19 protein-coding genes are annotated in these 20904 nt (G+C 62.3%); 9 read left to right on the forward strand and 10 right to left on the reverse strand.

What is annotated here, in order from left to right; all coding sequences use genetic code 11:
• Positions 1–73: 73 nt before the first annotated feature.
• Positions 74–1666, reverse strand: coding sequence for a bifunctional phosphoribosylaminoimidazolecarboxamide formyltransferase/IMP cyclohydrolase (purH, locus tag E5E97_RS08700; RefSeq protein ID WP_011704787.1), 1593 nt, complete (start codon positions 1664–1666; stop codon positions 74–76).
• 411 nt (positions 1667–2077) lie between these two features.
• On the opposite strand from purH, the gene zntR reads away from it, so the two are divergent.
• The 3 genes from zntR (at position 2078) to E5E97_RS08715 (ending at position 3389) form a co-directional block, all read left to right on the forward strand.
• Entirely contained in the window at positions 2078–2515 is a 438-nt protein-coding gene (zntR, locus tag E5E97_RS08705; RefSeq protein ID WP_005309469.1) for a Zn(2+)-responsive transcriptional regulator, read from the forward strand.
• Complete coding sequence (locus E5E97_RS08710; RefSeq protein WP_113995950.1) at positions 2505–3041, forward strand: dihydrofolate reductase family protein; 537 nt, start codon at positions 2505–2507, stop codon at positions 3039–3041. The genes zntR and E5E97_RS08710 overlap by 11 nt, the downstream gene beginning before the upstream one ends.
• Before the next feature lie 129 nt (positions 3042–3170).
• Complete coding sequence (locus E5E97_RS08715) at positions 3171–3389, forward strand: alternative ribosome-rescue factor A (RefSeq protein WP_118881857.1); 219 nt, start codon at positions 3171–3173, stop codon at positions 3387–3389.
• Between the two features lie 116 nt (positions 3390–3505).
• On the opposite strand, the gene hemW is transcribed toward E5E97_RS08715, so the two are convergent.
• Both hemW and rdgB read right to left on the reverse strand, forming a co-directional pair.
• Positions 3506–4651, reverse strand: coding sequence for a radical SAM family heme chaperone HemW (gene hemW, locus E5E97_RS08720; protein WP_043160470.1), 1146 nt, complete (start codon positions 4649–4651; stop codon positions 3506–3508).
• A 134-nt stretch (positions 4652–4785) separates the two neighbouring features.
• Positions 4786–5382: an RdgB/HAM1 family non-canonical purine NTP pyrophosphatase gene (rdgB, locus tag E5E97_RS08725; RefSeq protein ID WP_113995951.1), complete on the reverse strand. Its 597-nt coding sequence runs from the start codon at positions 5380–5382 to the stop codon at positions 4786–4788.
• Between the two features lie 222 nt (positions 5383–5604).
• Here rdgB and E5E97_RS08730 point away from each other — a divergent pair, with 222 nt between their 5' ends.
• The 3 genes from E5E97_RS08730 (at position 5605) to E5E97_RS08740 (ending at position 8481) form a co-directional block, all read left to right on the forward strand.
• A complete protein-coding gene (locus E5E97_RS08730) occupies positions 5605–6768 on the forward strand; it encodes a multidrug effflux MFS transporter (RefSeq protein ID WP_162498797.1) in 1164 nt (387 codons plus the stop codon).
• Positions 6769–6876: 108 nt separating this feature from the next.
• Positions 6877–7926: an oxidoreductase gene (locus E5E97_RS08735; protein WP_118881856.1), complete on the forward strand. Its 1050-nt coding sequence runs from the start codon at positions 6877–6879 to the stop codon at positions 7924–7926.
• A gap of 309 nt (positions 7927–8235) precedes the next feature.
• Entirely contained in the window at positions 8236–8481 is a 246-nt protein-coding gene (locus E5E97_RS08740) for a hypothetical protein (RefSeq protein ID WP_005309486.1), read from the forward strand.
• A 102-nt stretch (positions 8482–8583) separates the two neighbouring features.
• On the opposite strand, the gene rimJ is transcribed toward E5E97_RS08740, so the two are convergent.
• Together rimJ and E5E97_RS08750 are read right to left on the reverse strand one after the other, a co-directional pair.
• On the reverse strand, positions 8584–9135 hold the full coding sequence (gene rimJ, locus E5E97_RS08745) for a ribosomal protein S5-alanine N-acetyltransferase (RefSeq protein ID WP_118881855.1): 552 nt from the start codon (positions 9133–9135) through the stop codon (positions 8584–8586).
• Positions 9135–9689, reverse strand: a complete 555-nt coding sequence (locus E5E97_RS08750; RefSeq protein ID WP_017410624.1) for a GNAT family N-acetyltransferase — start codon at positions 9687–9689, stop codon at positions 9135–9137. Before E5E97_RS08750 ends, rimJ begins: the two co-directional genes overlap by 1 nt.
• A 351-nt stretch (positions 9690–10040) precedes the next feature.
• Here E5E97_RS08750 and E5E97_RS08755 point away from each other — a divergent pair, with 351 nt between their 5' ends.
• Positions 10041–11810, forward strand: a complete 1770-nt coding sequence (locus E5E97_RS08755; protein WP_171280169.1) for a M4 family metallopeptidase — start codon at positions 10041–10043, stop codon at positions 11808–11810.
• A gap of 46 nt (positions 11811–11856) precedes the next feature.
• On the opposite strand, the gene E5E97_RS08760 is transcribed toward E5E97_RS08755, so the two are convergent.
• On the reverse strand, positions 11857–12756 hold the full coding sequence (locus E5E97_RS08760) for a LysR family transcriptional regulator (RefSeq protein ID WP_024946193.1): 900 nt from the start codon (positions 12754–12756) through the stop codon (positions 11857–11859).
• Positions 12757–12963: 207 nt separating this feature from the next.
• Between E5E97_RS08760 and mdtH the strand changes: the two genes are divergently transcribed.
• Complete coding sequence (gene mdtH / locus E5E97_RS08765; RefSeq protein WP_011704798.1) at positions 12964–14157, forward strand: multidrug efflux MFS transporter MdtH; 1194 nt, start codon at positions 12964–12966, stop codon at positions 14155–14157.
• 64 nt (positions 14158–14221) lie between these two features.
• On the opposite strand, the gene E5E97_RS08770 is transcribed toward mdtH, so the two are convergent.
• The 3 genes from E5E97_RS08770 to aspA all read right to left on the reverse strand — a co-directional run bounded on the left by E5E97_RS08770 (position 14222) and on the right by aspA (position 18403).
• Positions 14222–15313 carry a porin gene (locus E5E97_RS08770; RefSeq protein WP_024946195.1) on the reverse strand — a complete coding sequence of 364 codons (1092 nt, stop codon included), beginning with the start codon at positions 15311–15313 and terminating at the stop codon, positions 14222–14224.
• Between the two features lie 200 nt (positions 15314–15513).
• Positions 15514–16833, reverse strand: coding sequence for an anaerobic C4-dicarboxylate transporter (locus E5E97_RS08775; RefSeq protein WP_171280170.1), 1320 nt, complete (start codon positions 16831–16833; stop codon positions 15514–15516).
• Between the two features lie 127 nt (positions 16834–16960).
• Complete coding sequence (aspA, locus tag E5E97_RS08780; protein WP_171280171.1) at positions 16961–18403, reverse strand: aspartate ammonia-lyase; 1443 nt, start codon at positions 18401–18403, stop codon at positions 16961–16963.
• A 449-nt stretch (positions 18404–18852) separates the two neighbouring features.
• Between aspA and E5E97_RS08785 the strand changes: the two genes are divergently transcribed.
• Positions 18853–19329 carry an FxsA family protein gene (locus E5E97_RS08785; RefSeq protein ID WP_162902023.1) on the forward strand — a complete coding sequence of 159 codons (477 nt, stop codon included), beginning with the start codon at positions 18853–18855 and terminating at the stop codon, positions 19327–19329.
• A 23-nt stretch (positions 19330–19352) separates the two neighbouring features.
• On the opposite strand, the gene E5E97_RS08790 is transcribed toward E5E97_RS08785, so the two are convergent.
• Positions 19353–20753, reverse strand: a complete 1401-nt coding sequence (locus E5E97_RS08790) for an MATE family efflux transporter (RefSeq protein ID WP_118881852.1) — start codon at positions 20751–20753, stop codon at positions 19353–19355.
• Between the last annotated feature and the right edge of the window lie 151 nt (positions 20754–20904).

Below are 20904 nucleotides of genomic sequence, written 5' to 3' on the forward strand. Positions count from 1 at the left end.
TGGGGCCTGCGCCGGTGAAAATAGCCAGGTGAAAAGAGACAACAAAAGGGCCGCCGGTGGCGGCCCTGATCCATCAGTGACGGAAGTGGCGCATGTTGGTGAACAGCATGCACATGCCGTGTTCGTCGGCAGCGTCGATCACCTCCTGATCGCGCATCGAGCCACCGGGCTGGATGACGCAGGAGATGCCGGCTGCCGCTGCGGCGTCGATGCCGTCGCGGAACGGGAAGAAGGCGTCGGAAGCCATGACGGAGCCCGCCACGGTCAGCCCTTCATCCTCGGCCTTGATGCCGGCGATCTTGGCAGAGTAGACGCGGCTCATCTGGCCGGCGCCGACGCCGATGGTCTGGCCGTCTTTGGCATAGACGATGGCGTTGGATTTGACGAACTTGGCCACCTTCCAGCAGAACAGCAGATCGTTCAGCTCAGCCTCGGTGGGCTGACGCTTGCTGACCACGGTCAGATCCCCGAGCGTCACCATGCCAAGGTCGCGCTCCTGCACCAGCAGCCCGCCGTTGACGCGCTTGAAGTCAAAGCCTTGCGCCGGTGCAGTCCACTGACCGCACTCGAGCAGGCGCACGTTCTGCTTGGCGGCGACCGCGTCGCGGGCAGCCTGGCTGACGGTGGGGGCGATGATCACCTCGACGAACTGGCGCTCGACGATGGCCTTGGCGGTGGCACCATCCAGTTCACGGTTGAAGGCGATGATGCCGCCAAACGCGGAGGTGGGGTCGGTCTGCCAGGCGCGCTCGTAGGCGCTCAGCAGGTCGCTGCCGATGGCCACGCCGCACGGATTGGCGTGCTTGACGATGACGCAGGCCGGCTGGTCGAACTCTTTGACGCACTCCAGCGCCGCGTCGGTGTCGGCGATGTTGTTGTAGGAGAGGGCCTTGCCCTGCAGCTGGATGGCGCTCGCCACCGAGCCCGGTGCGGCCTGCTCCTCGGCATAGAAGGCGGCGGCCTGGTGGCTGTTCTCGCCGTAGCGCATGTCCTGCTTCTTGATGAACTGGCTGTTGAAGGTGCGCGGGAAGCGGGACTCCTCGTCACCCTCCTTGTTGTCACCGTAAGAGGGAACCATGGTGCCGAAGTAGTTGGCGATCATGCCGTCGTAGGCGGCGGTGTGCTCGAAGGCGGCAATGGCCAGATCGAAACGGGTGGCCAGTTTCAGGCTGTTGCCGTTGCCATCCATCTCGCGGATGACGCGGTCATAGTCGGCAGCCTTGACCACGATGGCCACATCTTTGTGGTTCTTGGCGGCGGAGCGAACCATGGTCGGGCCGCCGATGTCGATGTTCTCGACCGCATCGGCCAGGGTGCAACCGGGCTTGGCGACGGTCGCGGCGAAGGGATAGAGGTTGACCACGACCATGTCGATGGGGGAGATAGCGTGCTGGGCCATGATGGCGTCGTCTTGCTCGCGCCGGCCGAGAATGCCGCCGTGGACCTTGGGATGCAGGGTCTTGACCCGGCCATCCATCATTTCAGGGAATCCCGTGTAATCGGAGACCTCGGTCACCGGCAGACCGGCGTCGGCCAGCAGCTTGGCGGTACCGCCGGTGGAGAGCAGGGCCACGCCACGTTCGTTGAGTGCCTTGGCAAATTCCAGGATGCCAGTCTTGTCAGACACACTCAGCAGTGCACGGCGAATGGGTCGAGCTTGTTCCATCACACTATCGTCCTCAGCATAACGGGGACCGTTCCATGGGAGGCGAGGCTCAACACAGAGAGTCCCCAAATAAATGGAAGTGGGGGATTTCGCAAACCGCTCTCGCCTGAAAAACCTGCCGACAGGCAAAAGCGTTTTAGGAAATGCCCGCTTGACGCGACGCTCTCTTGTGGGCGCGTATTCTACACAAAAAATGTGACCCGTGGTGGATTTTTTAAAGTGACAAAGCCTTGTCTGGTGCGGTGTTAAACGTTTTCTGGTTGGTTTTTGTGAAACGTTTGTCTTTTCAGTCTCTTGATGGCAAAAGGGTGGCCGCGTCCTCTTTCCCGCTGCCGGCTGGCAATCGCCGGGCAAAGGGGCGATAGTGGGGGCCGGTTGTGGCTGTGTGGCAAATTCAACGGGAGAAAAGGCATGTATCGGATCGGGGAGCTGGCCAAGGCGTGCGGGGTGAAGGCGGATACCCTGCGTTTTTACGAGAAGAATGGTCTCATCTCGCCAGGCATTCGCAACGAGTCCGGCTATCGCCTCTATGGCGAACAGGACAAGCGGCGGCTGGAGTTCATCATCCGCGCCAAGTCGGTGGGGTTCTCGTTGGCCGACATCGGCGAATTGCTGGATCTCGATACCAACAAGGCCAAGGTCACCTGTCAGGAGGTGAAGGCGGTGGCCGACACCAAGCTCGAACAGGTGGAGCAGAAGATCGTCGAGCTGACCCGTTTTCGTGACAACCTGCGCGAGCTCTCCAACATCTGCTGCGGCGGCCCGCGCTCGGCGGAGCACTGCGCCATCCTCGAGACGCTGGAGTCCGGCGCCCCCTCTCGTCATGAGCACCACGACCATGAGCACTGAGTTGCGCCGGCCCCGGGTATCCGCCTTTCTCGCCCTCTCCCTCGACGGCTTCATTGCCGGGGAGGGGGGCGATCTGGCCTGGCTTGAACCCTACAACGGCGACTCCCAGGAAGAGACCGGCTACAGCGCGCTGATGGCGAGTGTTGATACCCTGCTGATGGGGCGCAACAGCTACGACACTGTGCTCGGCTTTCCCGAGTGGTTTTATGGTGACAAGCCGGTGGTGGTATTGACCCACAGACCCGCCGCTCTCCGTGAGCATGTCTCCTTTCGGCAGGGAGCGCTGGCGCAGGTGCTGGACGAGCTGTGGCAGGCGGGCAGCCGCCATCTTTATCTGGATGGCGGCGAGGTGGTCAGGCAGGGACTGCAGGCCGCGCTGGTGGACGAGCTGATCCTGTTCTGGGTGCCGGTCACCCTGGGGGGCGGGGTGCCGCTCTTTGCAGGGCCGCTGCCTGGCGCGCTGGTACCGGTGTCGAGCAGCGTGCTGCCAAGCGGGCTGGTGCGGGTCGTCTATCAACCGGCCTGAGGAGCCTACCAGCCCCCTTGCAGGCGGGCCGGGAGAGGTGCACAATCGGCACGTTTTTTCGCCGCCTGCCCCGGATCCGTGGTGGCAGGGGCGATGGGCAAACACGACCAACCGCATCAAGGAGCCGATATGGCCAAGAAGAAGGTGACTAGGGTCACCACCGAGCCCGCCTGCGAACATCAGCGCGGCATCATTCAGGACAACCACCTCAAGGCACTGGTGACCTCCCCCCTGTTCCAGGCCCGGGTCGAACCGAGCAAGAAAGGCAAGGGCAGCTATCAGCGCAAGGCCAAGCACGGCAAGCGGTGGGAGCCCGGCCAACAGCAGATGGGAAGCGTCTGCTGCTGAGCGGGTTCCTGCCGCAAGGCATCAGCTAACACAATCAGGGCGCCAATGGCGCCCTGATTGTTTTTCTATTCGCTGGTGCTGATTCACTCTCTTGCCGCAAGAGAGTGAACCCGCACTTACTCGTCCATAAAGAGTTCGAGCAGCACGTTGAGATAGCGATGACCGAGGGAGGTGAGCTGCCAGCTGTCGCCGAGATCCTCGATCAGCTCCTTGCTCTGGGCGATGGTCAGCATGGTCTCTACCCGTTCCAGCGGCAGCCCGGTATAGGCCTCGAACTCCGCCTTGGGGGCCGGTTCAAACAACCTGAACCGGTTCATGAAGTACTCGAGCGGCAGATCGTCCGCACTCACCTGCCACTGCTCGTCCAGATAGGGGCGGCTCGGATCCAGATAACCTTTCGGGTGCTTCACCTTGGCGGTGCGCAGGATCTGCTGGTTGGCGAGATCCGTCACCTTGCCGTGGGCGCCGCAGCCGATCCCCAGATAGTCGCCGAAGCGCCAGTAGTTGAGGTTGTGGCGGCACTGGTAGCCCGCCTTGGCATAGGCCGAGATCTCGTACTGCTGATAGCCGTGGGCGGTGAGCATGGCGTGGCCCTGCTCGTAGATGTCCCACAGGGTGTCATCCTCCGGCAGGGTGGGCGGCTTGGAGGCAAACGCCGTGTTCGGCTCTATGGTGAGCTGGTACCAGGAGAGGTGCGGCGGCGCGCAGTCGATGGCTTGCTGCAGATCCGAGAGCGCGTCCGCCAGGCTCTGGTCCGGCAGGCCGTGCATCAGATCCAGGTTGAAGGTGGGCAGTTTGATGGCGTGAGCCAGTGCGGCGGCCTTGCGCGCCTCTTCGGGGCCGTGAATGCGGCCGAGCCGGGTCAGCTTCTCCTGCTGGAAGCTCTGCACCCCGATGGAGATGCGGTTGATACCGGCCCGCTGGAAGCCGGCGAACTTGTCCGCCTCCACCGTGCCTGGGTTGGCCTCCATGGTGATCTCGCAGTCCGCAGTGAGTTCGATGCGCGCGCGCACCCCGTCCAGCAGCGCCTGCATGGCCTCCACGGAGAGCAGGCTCGGCGTGCCGCCACCGATAAAGATGGAGGAGAGGGGGCGCCCCTGGGCCCAGTGCAGGTCTTGCTCCAGATCCTCCAGCAGGGCGGCCACGTACTCGAGGTGGGGCAGCTCTCCCTTCTGGGCGTGGGAGTTGAAGTCGCAGTAGGGGCACTTCTGGACACACCAGGGCACGTGGATATAGAGGGAGAGGGGCGGCAGTTGCAGCATGGGGTTTCCAGTATTCAAAAAATCACCAGGGGTCGGGTTGCCCTTGTCATCGATGACAACGGGCCGGGGCGCCGCGAACGAAACGGGGGCCGACGGCCCCCATTGTAGATGACAACGCGGCGGGAGACAGCGCTTTAGTTGACCGCCGCCAGGGCCGCTTTGAGCTTGGCCAGCGCCTGGCCGCGATGGCTGAGCTGGTTCTTGAGCTCGGCCGGCATCTGGGCCGAGGTACAGTCGTGATCAGGCACGAAGAACACCGGGTCATAGCCGAAGCCGTGCTGACCGCGCGGCTCGTCGATGATCATCCCTTCCCAGCTGGCCTGGCAGATGATGGGGGTGGGATCGTCGGCGTGGCGCAAGTAAACCAGCACGCACCAGAAACGGGCGCTCTTGAGATACTCGGGGGCCCCTTTCAGCTCGCCCAGCAGCTTGTCGATGTTGTCCTTGTCGCTGGCACCTTCACCGGCAAAGCGGGCGGAGTAGACGCCGGGACGGCCGTGCAGCAGATCCACTTCCAGGCCGGAGTCGTCGGCAACCGCCGGCAGGCCGGTGATGCGGGCGGCGTGGCGGGCCTTGATGATGGCATTCTCGACGAAGGTGGTGCCGGTCTCTTCGGCATCGGAGACCGCAAACTCGCTCTGTGGGATCACCTGGATCTTCATATCGGCCAGCATGGCGGCCAATTCCTTCACCTTTTTCTGGTTCCCTGTTGCCAGGACAAGCTTGTTCATCGAGCACCTCCGCAAAAATAATCTGCGCATTCTATGCGGGGCTGGCGCCCAGGAAAAGCGCCAATTGCCCTGGATCACCCTCACCGGGGTCATGGCAAGATGTGAATAAAATGAATGTTTCCTGAATGGAATAACAGAAGTGATTAAATACCATTTCAATTCATTACTGTGAGCCAGTAGACTCGCGCCCCAATCTATTTTCCCCATGCCACGAGGTGACTGATGCCATTGATTCTTTTGCTTGTCCTACTGGTGCTGTTCAGTCCGCTGGCCATCGACATCTACCTGCCCGCCATCCCGCAGATGGCCGAGCAGCTGGGGGCCGAGGTGACCCTGATGCAGGGCACCATCACCTGGTTCCTGTTCAGCATGGGACTGGGACAACTGCTGGTGGGGCCGCTGGCCGATCGCTACGGCCGCAAGCCCATCGCCCTTGGCGGCGTGCTGCTCTACGGTCTGAGCGCCCTGGGTGCCGGCTTTGCCGTGAGCCTCGGCGAGCTGATGCTGGCGCGGGTGCTGCAGGGGTTTGGCGCCTGTGCCACCTCGGTGGCCGCCTTCTCTGTGGTGCGTGACAGCTACGGCCCCAAGAAGAGCGGTCAGATGATCTCCTACCTGAACGGCGCCATCTGCTTTATTCCGGCGCTGGCCCCCTTGCTCGGTGGCTGGCTCACCGCCAAGGCGGGCTGGTCGGCCAACTTCTGGTTCATGGCCGGTTATGCGGTCATCGTCGGTAGCTGGCTGCTGTGGCGGATGCCGGAGACCCGCCCGGAAGAGACCAGCAGCAGCGGCCCGCTCATCAGCTGGTCGCGCTACAGCCCGGTGCTGCGCTCCCCGAGCTTCCTGTTCAACGCGACGCTGTGCATGCTGGCGATGGCGGTGATCCTGGCCTATGTCACCGCGGCGCCGGTGCAACTGATGGTGAAGCTGGGGCTGGATATGAGCGGCTTCAGCTACTGGTTCACCGCCAACGCGGCACTCAACATCCTGGCCTGCTTCCTGGCGCCCCGTTTCATCGCCAGAGTGGGGCCAAGACGCACCCTGCGCATCGGCCTGCTGGTGCTGCTGCTCTCCGCCATCGCCTTGACCCTGGCCATGCACATCGAGCATCCGCTGGCCATGATGGGCCCGGTGTTCCTCTCCAGCATCGGCTTTGCCATGATCCTAGGCGCGGCCGCCGGCATGGCGCTGGCACCGTTCGGCCACTGCGCCGGCACCGCCGCCGCCCTGCTCGGTCTGTTCCAGATGAGCGGTTCCGGCGCGCTGGTGGGCTTCATCGGCGTGCTGATGCACGATCCGCTCAGCCAGCTGGCGCTGCACATGTGGCTGCTGCTGCCCCCCCTGCTGATGCTGATGACCCGCCAGGGCCGGCGCTTGTGTTTGCAATAAATCCTGTGCTCTGATGGGTACACTCAGGGGGCCTTGGGCCCCCTTCTCTATTTGGCAGGCAAGGGTTTGCCTGCACCCCGTGACACAGCTACCCGTGGAGAAAACCGGATGAGCCACACAATCAATGCCGCCCTGGTGGGCTACGGCTTTGCAGGCCAAACCTTTCACGCCCCGTTTCTGACCAGCACGCCCGGGCTCTCCCTCGGCTGGGTGGTGAGCCGCGATGCCGCCAAGGTGCAGAGCGATCTGCCCGGCTGCCGGGTCGGTTCGCTGGCCGAGGTGCTGGCGGACCCGTCGGTCGACCTGGTGGTGATCGCCACCCCCAACGACACCCATGCCCCCATCGCCCGCGAGGCCCTGCTGGCCGGCAAGCACGTGGTGATCGACAAGCCGTTCGCCCTGGATCTGGCCGAGGCGAAGGCGCTGGTCGAGCTGGCGGAGAAGCAGCAGCGACTGCTCAGCATCTTCCACAACCGGCGCTGGGACGGTGACTTTCTCACCGTACGCCGTCTGCTGGCGGAAGGAGAGCTCGGTCAGGTCGCCCAGTTCGAATCCCATTTCGATCGCTATCGTCCCGAGGTGCGCCAGCGCTGGCGCGAGGCGGGTGGTCCGGGCTCCGGCCTCTGGTTCGATCTCGGCCCCCACATCCTCGATCAGTCGCTCCAGCTGTTCGGTCAGCCGGACTGGCTGCAGGCGGATCTGGCCCAGCAGCGCCCCGCTGCCCTGGCGGATGACTACTTCCACGTGGTGCTCGGCTATGGCGAGATGCGGGTCGTGCTGCACGGCAGCTGCCTGGTGTCGGCCACCATGCCGCGTTTCGTCATCCACGGCAGCGAGGGCTCCTTCATCAAGTTCGGCATGGATGTGCAGGAGGAGCAGCTCAAGCTCGGCAAGCGGCCGCCGGCGGCAGACTGGGGGGTGGACAACGAACCCGGCCAGCTCAGCCGGATCCGCGACGGTCAGCTGCAGCAGCAGAGCGTGGCTGGCGAGGCGGGGGACTACGGCGCCTACTATCGCGGTGTCTGCGCCGCCATCCGTGGGGAGGGGGCGAACCCGGTGCCGGCCGGCGAGGCGCTGGCGGTGATGGCGCTGCTGGACCTGGCTCGCGACAGCGCCCGCGAGGGCAAGCGGCTGGCTTGTCAGATCCTGTCTGATTGAGGCGCAGCCCGGACGGGGGTGCCGGCACAATGCAATAGCCGTTTATTGCCAGCAATCACGGGGCCTGTGGCGTTTTATTGTACGAAACTGCGCCGTTTACAGTGTTTTGTATTAATGTTTGTCGTTGTAGTAGTTCTTTTCATCCAGCCAACGAGAAAATATCATTGTGATACTCGTTTTCATTGGGCGCGTATGGGGATATATTTCGCGCGCCTCTTGGCTCCCGGCATATGGGTTTTTCACCGGGTGAAAGGACGCACTGTGATGGTTGTACCAACCATCTCTCCATATTTTTCTGAGGGTATGCACATGAACAAAGTACTGGTAGCCGGTATCCTGGGTCTGATGTTGACCGCTTGTGGTCAGAAAGAAGAAGCCGCCGCTCCGGCCGCTACTCCGGCCGCCGACGTTGCTGCAACTGTTGAGAAAGCCGCTAGCGAAGCCACCTCTACCGTAGAGAAGGCCGCTTCCGAAGCGACTGCAACCGTTGAGAAGGCTGCCGCTGACGTAGCCACCAAGGCGGAAGCCGCAGTGAGCGATGCCAAGGCCAACTAAGCCTGCACCTCATCTGAAGAACGGGCCCGAAGGCAACTTCGGGCCCGTTTTTTTATGTCCGTTCCCCGCCTTTGACGGGATTCTTGCCGGCTCGGGAACCGGTTAGAGCGCGGGGTTGAGGCGCGCGGTGAGGATATGATCCTCCCAGCGGCCGTTGATCATCAGGTAGTCTTTGGCGTACCCCTCCCGCTCGAAGCCGAGCCGCTCGAGCAGGGCGCCGCTGCGCAGATTCGACGGCATGTAGCCGGCCATGATGCGGTGTAGGCCGTGTTCCTGGAACAGGTAGTCGATGCCGGCCTCGACGATCTCCTGCATCAGCCCCTGCCCCTGGTGAGCCTGGTCGATGGCGTAACCCAGATGGCAGGCCTTGAAGGCGCCCATCAGGATGTTGGTGAAGTTGCAGGTGGCGATCACCTGCTCACCGTGGGGATCGAGCGCCACCAGATGCACCCCGCTGCCATTGAAAAACTGGCCATAGCTGTCGCGCAGCCGGCCGTGCCAGTGGCTCAGGGTGTAGAAGCTCTCGTCCCGGCTGGGCTCCCAGGGGGCGAGGTGGGCGCGGTTGCGCAGATAGAAATCCAGCATCAGGTCGGCCCGTTCGGGGGGCAGTATGGTGAGCTGGCAGCGGGCCGTGCACAGGTGTGGCAGCACCATCAGTGATCCCTCTGCCTGAGCCACTCATCGCGCAGCAGGCTGTAGTGAACGTGATCCACGATGCGGTCAGCCAGCCGCTCGGCACGGCGGGTGATCCCCTCCTGCTGCATGCCGAGGCGCTCGCAGACGGCCCGGCTGGGTTCGTTGTCGGTGGCGGCGCTGATCTCCACCTTCTCCATCCCCATCTCCTCGAAGGCGTGATGGATCAGGGCCTGGCAGGCGCGGGTGATGATGCCGTTGCCCTGCCAGCGCTCGGCCAGCCAGTAGCCGATGCTGACCTTGGCCAGCGCCCGGTCGATCTGGTTGTAACCGATGACGCCGACCACTTCCCCCTGATACTCGATGGCGGTGGTCAGCCCCTCGCCGCGGGCAAACTTCTCGATGGCGTGGCGGATGAAGGTGGCGCTGTCGGCGGGCTGCTGAATGTAGGGCGGCCAGGGCAGCCACTGGGTCAGGTAGTCGCGGTTCTCCCGACACAGGGCAAAGAGTTCGCTGGCCATGTCGGGCTGCAGGAACAGCAGCGCCAGCTCGTCGTCCAGTTGCCATGAAAACATCCGCACCTCCCCTCCAGTCAGGGCCCGAAGCGGGCCGCCAAACCGCCAATGTAGCCAATCAACCCCTTGTACGCCAAGGGTTTTCCATCTGTTCTTGCGCCCCGCCATCCCCATATGGAGGGGCGATTGGTGGCGGCCGGAAAGTGCCTGGCCATTGTTCGGCTTTTTTTGGTGTTATTCGCCATTTTGATCTCTTCTCACGCGACCAAACAGGGGCAACAGCAGATCCTGCTATGGGTTTGTGCTGCTCTGTCACATATGACAGGCAGCAATCTTGAACGTGCCAACTAGTGTAGGAGCGCCGGGCAACGGACCCGACGTGTAATCTTCATCGACTTAAGGAAAAGACGGATGAACAAAGTCTATTTGGCCGTGGTATTGGCCTGCTGGGGAAGCGCAGCGCTGGCTGCAGAACAGGTGAATGTGCATCAGGTAGCGGGCATTCAGGGGGCACCGAGCGGCGCTGCCGGGGTGAGCGCCCTGGCAGGGGATGGCGAGTTTCGTCAGGTGCGGGCGGTCAAGCTGCCCAACGGTCAGCAGCGGGTACGCTATGAGCAGACCTGGCACGGGATCCCGGTCTGGGGTCAGGTGCTGGTGGCCGAGCAGTCCCTCGGCGGGCAGATAAGCCAGGTCTCCGGCCAGATCCTGCGCCAGATCGATGCCGACGTGGCCAGTCCGACCGCCGCCCTGTCACCGGCCGATGCCGTCAGCAAGGCGCGGGCCGGGGCCAAGGGCAGCAACGAGCGGGTCAAGCTGTTCGTGATGCAGGATGAGGCCGGTCAGGCCCGCCTGGTCTATCTGGTCTCCTGGCTGGCGGCGAGCGATGAACCGAGCCGCCCCTTCGTGGTGATCGATGCCCAGAACGGCAGCGAGCTCAAGCGCTGGGAAGGGATCAACCACAAGGACGCCACCGGCCCGGGTGGCAACGTCAAGACCGGCAAGTATTTCTACGGCGCCGACTTCGGCCCGCTGCTGGTGGACGACAACTGCCGGATGACCAGCCCGAACGTGGACACTCTCAACATGAATCACGCCACCACGGGCGGCGCCATTCATCAGTTCACCTGCCCGGAGAACACGGTCAAGGAGATCAACGGCGCCTACTCGCCGCTCAACGACGCCCACTACTTCGGCAACGTGGTGTTCGACATGTACCGCAACTGGTACAACACGGCGCCGCTGACCTTCAAGCTGAAGATGCGGGTGCACTACAGCCGCAACTACGAGAATGCCTTCTGGGACGGCAGCCAGATGACCTTCGGCGACGGCGCCACCACCTTCTATCCGCTGGTGAGCCTGGACGTGGCGGCCCACGAGGTGAGTCACGGCTTTACCGAGCAGAACTCCGGGCTGGTCTATTCCGGTCAGTCGGGCGGCATCAACGAGGCCTTCTCCGACATGGCGGGGGAAGCGGCCGAGAACTTCATGAAGGGCGGCAACGACTGGCTGGTGGGCGCCCAGATCTTCAAGGGCAACGGCTCGCTGCGCTACTTCGAGGATCCGACCCGGGACGGCAGCTCCATCGGCCATGCCAGCGACTACTACGATGGCATCGATGTGCACCACAGCTCCGGTGTCTACAACCGCGCCTTCTACCTGCTGGCCAACACCAGCGGCTGGAATACCCGCAAGGCCTTTGAAGTGTTCGTGCTGGCCAACCGCCTCTACTGGGGTGCCAACACCACCTTCGATCAGGGCGCCTGCGGGGTGACCAAGGCCGCCACCGATCTGGGCTACAGCGTGACCGACGTGGCGGCAGCCTTTACTACTGTGGGGGTCAATGCCTCCTGTGGCGGTACCACGCCGCAGCCGGGCAGCGTGCTGCAAAACGGGGTGCCGGTGAGCGGTCTCTCCGCCGCCAAGGGTGGCAAGCTGAACTTCACCATCGACGTGCCGGCCGGCAAGAGCCAGCTGGTGATCGCCAGCAGCGGCGGTACCGGCGATGCGGATCTGTATGTAAAGTTCGGCAGCGTGCCGACCAGCAGCAGCTATGACTGCCGCCCCTACAAGAGCGGCAACGCCGAGACCTGCACCCTGAACTCGCCCAAAGCGGGGACCTGGAACGTGCAGCTGAGCGCCTACAGCGCCTTCTCGGGGGTGACCCTCAAGGCCAGCTACTGAGCCACTGTAAATAGAGAGGGAGCGCCGGACTTGTCCGGCGCTTTTTTTATGCAGATTTGCCCGCCCAGCGCCGGGCCAGGGTACGGGCGGCCTCCAGTACCCGCTCCTTGGCGGGATTGGGCCGTTTGCCGCTGCGCCAGGCCATCATCACATCCCAGTGATCCGGCGGCAGATCCACTACGTCCAGTTGCACCAGCCGGCCGAACTCCAGATCCCGGGCGATGGCGAGCGCCGGCATCAGGGTGATGAAGCCGTGCTCCAGCGCCAGCTCCCGCGCCGCGCTGGCGGGCTGGATGGCGTGCAGCGGGCTCGCCACCTGGCGCAGCAGGCGCAACTGCAGGATCAGCTCGTCGCAGCCGGTGCCCCATTGCTGGGGGGCCAGCCGCTCGTTGGCGATATCCTGCAGGGTCAGGCCCTGCCGCCCGGCCAGCGGATGGGTGGCGCAGGCCACGGCTATGATGGGGGAGCGATAGAGCAGTTCTAGTTGAATGCCGGCGATGGCCGGACACTTGAGGATGAAGCCGACGTCGGTCTCGCCGGTCAGCAGCTCCTGCATGATGATGCCGGAGTGATCCGTGTTGCAGCGGATCTCGAAGGTCTCGTCGACCAGTGCCAGCAGCAGGGGGCCGAACACCACGGTCGTCAGGGAGGGCAGGCAGGCGAGCCGGATGCGCGGTAGCGCCGGCGCTCCCTGCATTGCCAGGCGACCCCCTTCCAGCGCACTCAATGCCGCACTCGCGGCAGGCAGGAACTGCTCGCAGGCCGGGGTGGGGGTGGCGCCGCGCCGGTGGCGACGAAACAGGGGCTGGCCCAGATCCTGTTCCAGCACGGCGATCCGCTGGCTCACCATGGGTTGTGACCAGCCGCGCACGGCGGCCGCCTTGCTGAAGCTGCCGCGATTGACCACATCCAGCAGCAATTGCAGATCGTCGAGGGTCATAGCCATAACATAATCCAATATAAAATATAGCCAGTTGTCGGCTACCACTATATCTGGCGTCCTTCCAGAATAGCAGTATCAATCGTTGTGCTTTGGCATATTGCCATATCGGTTCAGGGGCTTGTTGCACCTTGAGCCCGTTTGGTGACGGCGTCATTCGGGCGATGAGACGAATTAATCGGAATGTCATCAGAAAGCAGGGGACGGGTAGTCATGGTGGAGCGGGCGAGGCGGTTGGGGCGGTGGTTTTTGGCGTTGGATTCCCTGTTGGTGATCCTGGGGTTCTTCGTGGTGATGCCCATGATCAGCCTGCGCTTCGTGGATCAACTCGGCTGGGCGGCCGGGGTGGTGGGGCTGGCGCTGGGATTGCGCCAGCTGACCCAGCAGGGGCTGGGCATTCTGGGCGGCTCGCTGGCGGACAAGTTTGGCGCACGGCCGCTCATCGTGGGCGGCATGCTGCTGCGGGCGGCGGGGTTTGCCAGCCTGGCCTATGCCCAGAGCGGGCTGGAGCTGATCCTCTCCTGCGTCATCTCGGGGCTGGGGGGCTGTCTGTTCGATCCACCCCGCGCCGCACTGGTGATCAAATTCACCCGGCCCCGTCAGCGGGGGCGCTACATCTCGTTGTTGATGATGCTGGAGAGCGCCGGCGCCGTGGTGGGGGCCCTGCTCGGCAGCTGGCTGCTCAACTTCGACTTCGAATATGTCTGCCTGCTGGGGGCCGGCCTGTTCGTCTGCGCCGCCCTGTGCAACCTGCTGATCCTGCCCGCCTACAAGCTCTCGGTGCGGCCGACCCCGATCCGCGCCGGTCTCGGCCAGGTGCTGGCCGACAAGGCGTTCTGCCGGCTGGTACTGATCCTGAGCGGCTACTACGCGCTCTGGGTCCAGGTGATGCTGATCTTCCCCATCCTGGTCAAGCAGATGGCGGGCACCACCACGGCGGTGGGCTGGATGTATACCCTGGAGACAGCCATCTCGCTGGCGCTGCTCTATCCGTTGGCGCGCTATGGCGAGCGCCACTTCAAGCTGGAGAGCCGCTTGATGGCGGGGGTACTGTTGATGACCACCGGCATCGGGCTGGTAGCGTTTGCCAACACCCTGCCTGCGGTGTTCATGCTGCTGGCCTGCTTCTATCTGGGGATCGTCATCGCGGAACCGGCGCGGGAGACGCTGATGACCAAGCTCGCGCAGCCGGGGGCACGCGGCAGCTACATGGGCTTCAGCCGGCTGGGGCTGGCGCTGGGGGGCATGACGGGTTACGTGGGGGGCGGCGCGCTGCATGACTACGCCATGCTGCAGGGGCAGCCTTGGTTACCCTGGCTGGTGCTGGGCACGGTCGGGGTAACGACCTTGCTGCTGCTGGTGAACTGCTTTCACCGCGAGCCGAGTCTGGCGCGGGTCAACATCTGACGGGCAATAAAAAACCGGCCGCTGGGCGGCCGGTAAAAAATACAGTAGGCAATTCAGGGAAGACTTAGAAGTTGTACTGCAGGGCCACGGCGACCACGTCGTCGGTGTTCTTGCCCAGCGAGTTGGTGTGGGTACCGTTGACGTTGTCCAGCAGGTTGATCTTGTAATCAACGTAGGCGTTGAAGTTGTCGGTGAAGTTGTACCAGGCACCGATGGAGACGTACTCGGTGGCGGTGTCATCGATGCCGCGAGCATTGTCCTTCACGTCGGTACGCAGGTAGGCGAGGGACGGCTTGAACTTGCCGAAGGCGTACTGGGCGACGGCTTCGTAGCCATCCATCTTCTCGGCGTAGCCGTTGAAGGTGCTGACGTACATGTGGTCTTCACCGTGGGAGTAGGTGGCAGCTAGGTAGAGGTCGCCGACGGCGTACTTGGCACCGACACCGTACAGCTTGGCGTCGCGGTCACCACCGAAGGCGGCGTTGGCAGCTTGCTCGTCGGTCTTGCCAGCCTGGTTGTAGGCGGTACCCAGGCTCAGGCCCATGTCGAAGTCATAGTTGGCGGACACGGCGAAACCTTCAGCAGAACCCTTCGGATTCCAGGTGCTGTTGGCGCCAGTCAGGTTGGAGCGATCGGCGTTCTGCGGATCGTTGTTGCCGGTGAACTGGGCACCCAGGGTCAGGCCCTGATAGGTGTAGATGTACTGGGCCAGGCCGTTGGTACGACCGGTACCGAATATTTCGGTGTCCTTGCCCAGACCGTCACCACCCCACTCTGGCAGCACGTCGGTGTAGTTGTTCACGGCTTTGGTGAACAGACCATCCTGACGGCCGTAGCTGAAGGCACCGAAACGATCGTGCTTGATGCCGGCGTAGGCATAACGCAGCTCGTCGTTGTCGGAGCCGGAGACCGGCAGGTTGTATTCAGCGAAGCCGAACGCGGTCAGCTCGTTGTCGATCTTGGTTTCGCCGGCAACGTGCAGACGCAGGTAGCTCTGGTCACCTTCAGAACCGTTGTCATCAGTGCCGTAGTACATGCCTTGAGCGCGACCACCGATGTCGAGTTTGGTGTCGTTCTGGTTGTAGACGGTAGCGGCTTGCGCACCACCGGCCAGCAGCACGCTGGAGATGGCCATGGTCAATGCTGTCTTTTTCATTGTTCGTTCCTCTGGTGTAAACACTGTCGGACCTGTGCTCGGCCCTGTTGATCGGTTTCTGTTCCGATGCCCCAGAGTAGATCTGCGAACCTTGATAGAAACTGAAGCGCACAAGGATTAATTAATGATTTGACCTGAAAAGCAGGCATAAAAAACGGCCCGAACAGGGCCGTTTGCATGTTTGTGGAATTAAATGCTGGTTAGAGCATCATGCCACCGAAGAAGAAGCCCAGCGCCACGGCGATGGCGATGGTGGCAACACCCGGTACGAAGAAGGGGTGATTGAATACCGCCTTGCCGATACGGGTGGAGCCGGTGTCATCCATTTCGACCGCGGCTAGCAGGGTCGGGTAGGTCGGCAGCACGAACAGGGCGCTCACGGCGGCGAAGGAGGCGATGGCGGTCAACGGGCTGACACCCAGTGCCAGGGCGGCCGGCATCAGGGCCTTGGTGGTGGCGCCTTGTGAGTAGAGCAGCATGGCGGCAAAGAACAGCACCACGGCCAGCAGCCAAGAGTACTGGTTGAGCAGGTCGCCGGCGATCAGCTGGATGGTGTCCATGTTGCCTTTCACGAAGACGTTACCCAGCCAGGCCACGCCCAGTACGCAGATACAGGCGGACATGCCGGACTTGAAGGTCGGCATGTTGGTGACTTGGGTGGCGTCCAGCTTGCAGACTAGGGTCATGATGGTGGCCGCGGCCAGCATGATGCCCATGATGGCGCCATCACGGGGGATCGGCGGGTTGGCGATCAGGCCCACTTTACCGGAGATGGCGGTGGCGTAGGCCATCACGGCCACGATGGCGGCGATGAAGATCCATACCGACACCTTGGCATAAGGCTTGAGCTCCAGCTTGGTGGTACCGCGCAGCTTGATCAGCCCCTTGGCCTTGCGCTCCAGGTAGACTTCGTCCTGGTCGAGCGGCTTGCCCAGCATGTTGGCGACGAAGGCACCGAGGATGCAGGCGATGAAGGTGGAGGGGATGCAGATGGCCAGCAGGGCCAGGTAATCCACGCCAAACGGCTCAAGCATGCCGGAGAAGGCAACCACGGCCGCGGAGATGGGCGAGGCGGTGATGGCGATCTGGGAGGCGATGACGGCGATGGAGAGCGGACGGGACGGACGAATGCCCTGTTCCTTGGCCACTTCGGCGATCACCGGCAGGGTGGAGAACGCGGTGTGCCCGGTACCGGCCAGCATGGTCATCAGATAGGTGACGACCGGCGCGGCGAAGGTGATGTATTTGGGGTTCTTGCGCAGAGCTTTCTCGGCCAGGGAGACCAGATAGTCCATGCCACCGGCCAGTTGCATACAGGCAATGGCGCAGATGACGGACGCGATGATCATGATCACGTCCCAGGGGATGTAGGTGACCAGCTGGTCGCTGGGAATTGGCATCCCCAGACCCCAGGTCAGTACCAGTACCCCCAAACCACCGGCAAAGCCGATGCCGATGCTGCCTATCCGGGCCCCCAGATAGATAGCGGCGAGCACGACAAGTAACTCGATTCCAATCATAGCGAACACTCCATTTTCCAGTTTTTTTAGGTTTTATTTGGCAGAAAAGCCAATTCCCGATGGGGCTGGGCAAGACCTATCGGGAACTGACTTTATGGGCCGGGATAAACCCGGCCCATTTGCTCGCTTATACGGTGGCTTCGCGGGTATAACGCTTGGCTTTGTATTGCGGGTTCATCAGGTTCTCGATGGAGAGAATTTCATCCAACTGCTCGGCGGTCAGCAGGCCGCGCTCCAGCACGACTTCACGGACGTTCTTGCCGGTCTGAGCACAGATCTTGCCGACGATGTCGCCTTCGTGGTGGCCGATGAAGGGGTTCAGGTAGGTCACGATGCCGATGGAGTTCAGCACGTGGTTCATGCAGATTTCCGGGTTGGCGGTGATGCCTTCCACGCACTTCTCGCGCAGGGAGATGCAGGCTTTTTCCATCAGGCTCAGGGATTCGAACATCGCCTGACCGATCACCGGCTCCATGACGTTCAGCTGCAGCTGACCGGCTTCGGCGGCGAAGGTGATGGTGACGTCGTTGCCAAAGACCTTGAAGCAGGACTGGTTGACCACTTCCGGAATGACCGGGTTGACCTTGGCCGGCATGATGGAGGAGCCAGCCTGCATTTCCGGCAGGTTGATCTCTTTGAGTGCAGTGCGCGGGCCGGAGGAGAGCAGACGCAGGTCGTTACAGATCTTGGAGAGCTTCATCGCCATGCGCTTGATGGCGCCGTGCAGCATCACGTAGGCGCCACAGTCGGAGGTTGCTTCGATCAGATCTTCAGCCGGAACATAGGCACGACCGGTGATCTCGGCCAGGCGCTTGATGGCCAGGGCGGAGTACTCGGGCGGAGTGTTCAGGCCGGTACCGATGGCGGTGGCGCCCAGGTTCACTTCCAGCAGCAGCTCCTGGCAACGCTTGATGGACTTGATCTCTTCACGCAGGGTGACGGCGAAGGCGTGGAACTCCTGACCCAGGGTCATCGGCACCGCATCTTGCAGCTGGGTACGACCCATCTTCAGGATGCCCTTGAACTCGGCGGCCTTGGCATCGAAGGCGGCGATCAGTGCTTCCAGTGCGTGCAGGGTGGTGTCGGTGCTGTTGACCACGGCCACGCGGAAACCGGTGGGGTAGGCATCGTTGGTGGACTGGCACTTGTTGACGTGGTCATTGGGGTTGATGACGTCGTAGCGGCCCTTGGCCAGGCCCATGATTTCGAGGGCGATGTTGGCCAGTACTTCGTTGGTGTTCATGTTGACGGAGGTGCCGGCACCACCCTGGTAAACGTCGACCGGGAACTGGTCGAAGCACTTGCCAGTGTTCAGCATCAGGTTGCAGGCTTCTACGATCTTGTCAGCAATTTCAGGACGGATGGTACCCAGTTCGCCGTTCGCCAAGGCGGCGGCCTTCTTGGTCAGTACCATGCCGCGGACGAATTCCGGAACGTCAGAAATCTTCTGAGTGCTGATCTTGAAGTTCTCAACGGCGCGCAGGGTATGCACACCGTAGTAGAGATCGTTGGAAACTTCTTTGGTGCCCAGCAGGTCTTCTTCAATGCGGACGTTCTTGATGTCGCTCATTGTAATGCCTCAGAAATCAGATAAATGGAAACGATCCTCACCGAGTGGTCGCGAGTTCCTTACGCACGGTTCATCCTGAAGCACCACACATCGAGTGGGGCGGTTGGGGGCTTTTTTGCTCCCTTAATTACTGGCGTCGATATTACCCCAATTGAGGTATCTGATATTAGACCTGGATCACTAAATTTGAGACAACCTCAAATAACTTGTGGTCATTAAACAGATATTGCAATCAACCGATTTACTTTGACAGAACAATGACTTCAATCACAGTCTGGCAGGCCGGTTTTTCTGTGGATCCGGCGCCTCGTCACCCTGTGGACTTGAAAAATGCGCGTCACCCCCCATTTTAATCAACAGGAACCGATACCATGGTGGGTTGGCAACGGCATCAGCCGTTGTGGCACTTCGCCAGCGGTTCATTCACATTCATCCGCACTGAGGTTGTTATGGGCAAGTTGTTTCTATTGTTGGTCGGTCTGGTGGTGCTTGAGCTCACCGTAATGATCGAAGTCGGCTCCGTGATCGGTGCCTTGCCGACCGTCGGCTTGCTCATTCTGACGGCGGTGCTGGGCTCCTCTCTGGTACGCAGCGAAGGGATCAAGACCCTGTTCAACGCGCAGCAGAAGATACAGCAGGGGGAGATGCCGGGACGTGAGGTGATGGGGGGCATGATGCTGGCGCTGGCCGGTCTGCTGCTGATCATCCCGGGTTTCGTGACCGACTTCTTCGGCATCCTGCTGCTGCAGCCCTGGCTGCGCAACAAGCTGGCCGACAAGCTGATCGGCAGCAACCAGTTCAAGATGCAGATGGGCGGTTTTCAGGCCCGTCAGCAGCCGTTCGACGAGGTGCCGGGCAATGACCAGCCGGGTCAAGCTCCGCGCAGCGGCACCACCATCGAAGGGGAGTTCGAGCGCAAGGAGTAACTGCTGCGCTTAATTTCCTGCCATCAGGGCCTGCCCTGATGGCACAACTGCTCGAAGCGGTGGCGGGCATACCACCAGGCCAGGGTGCCCGCCGCCAGATTGGCCACGAGAATGCCCAGATAGATCCCCTGCTCCCCTCCCAGTTTCGCCCCCAGCCAGGCCCCTGGCAGCAAGAAGACAAACAGCCGCAACCCGTTGAACAGGAAGGAGACGCTGGAAGCCCTCACGCCATTCAAGGCGGATGCGAGCAGCATCACCATGCCCTGAAAGCCGTAACCGATGGGCACCAGGTGCAGATAGAGCACGATGAGGCGCACCACCTGCGGATGACTGCTGAACAGCTCGGCGATGAAGGGGGCCAGCAGCCAGGTCAGTCCGTATACTGCCAGCTGGAACAGCAGGGCAAAGCGCATGCAAAACTGCAGCGCCGCCTTGGCGCGGGCCGGGTTGCCCGCCCCGCAGTTCTGCGAGATGAAGGGGGCCAGCACGGAGGAGAGCGCCATCATCACGATAAGCAGCAGGGCCTCCACTCTCGATGCGGCGCCGTAGGCAGCCACCACTTCCGTCCCCAGCCCGGCGAAGATGGTCATCAGCACGGCGTTGGCCAGCGGGTTGAGCATGTTGGTAAAGGAGGCGGGCACCGCCACGTGCAGCAGGGCGCGCCAGTGGGCCAGCAACTGCGGGCGCGGGGAGAGGCGCCAGCGCAGCAGTCCTTCCCGGTGGCGCAGTATATAGAGGCTGACCAGCATGGCCATCAGCCAGGAGAGGGAGGTGGCGATGGCGGCGCCGCGGATCCCCCATGCGGGGAAGGGGCCTATGCCGAAGATGAGCAGGGGATCCAGCACCCCGTTGACCAGCCCGGCCACCGTCATCACCAGGCTGGGGGTTTTGGTATCGCCGGTGGCCCGGATGGCGGCATTGCCCACCATGGGCAGCACCAGCATGGGGACGGTCAGATACCAGATCAGCATGTAGTCGTAGATGAGGGCGATCAGCGCATCGCTGGCGCCGAGCAGCCGGAACAACGGGTGTATGGTCAGCGCTCCCGCCAGGGCGATGAAGGCGACCAGCAGCACGGCCAGAAACAGGTTGTCGGTGGTGATGCGGGCGGCTTCATCATGCTTGCCCTGGCCGAGCGCATGACCCATCACCGCAGAGAGGCCGGCCCCCAGCCCCATCGCCAGCGAGGTGACCACGAAGGTGACCGGAAAGGTGAAGCTGATGGCGGCCAGCGCCTGGGTGCCCAGCATGCCGATGAAGAAGGTGTCGACCAGGTTGAAGGCGAGAATGGCGACGATGCCGAGGATCATCGGGCCCGTCATACGCAGCAATACGGACGTCATGGGGGCGGTCAGCAGGGGATTGGGTCGGGTCACGGGCTCGTCTCTGTACGTCTGGCGGAGTTCTGGCTGCGGGCAGCACAAACCGGTTTCCTGACCGGGACTTCGGGAGATCCATCGAAGACGTTTATAGTACGTGAAAATATTTTTTTTGTATTTGCCCTTGAAGGGTTAACAAACGTGCCCCACATCGGAGACATATCTAATTTGGCCAGGAATGGCCATTCCTCAAAGC

Source organism: Aeromonas sp. 2692-1, assembly GCF_013085505.1.
Taxonomy (GTDB): Bacteria; Pseudomonadota; Gammaproteobacteria; order Enterobacterales; family Aeromonadaceae; genus Aeromonas; species Aeromonas hydrophila.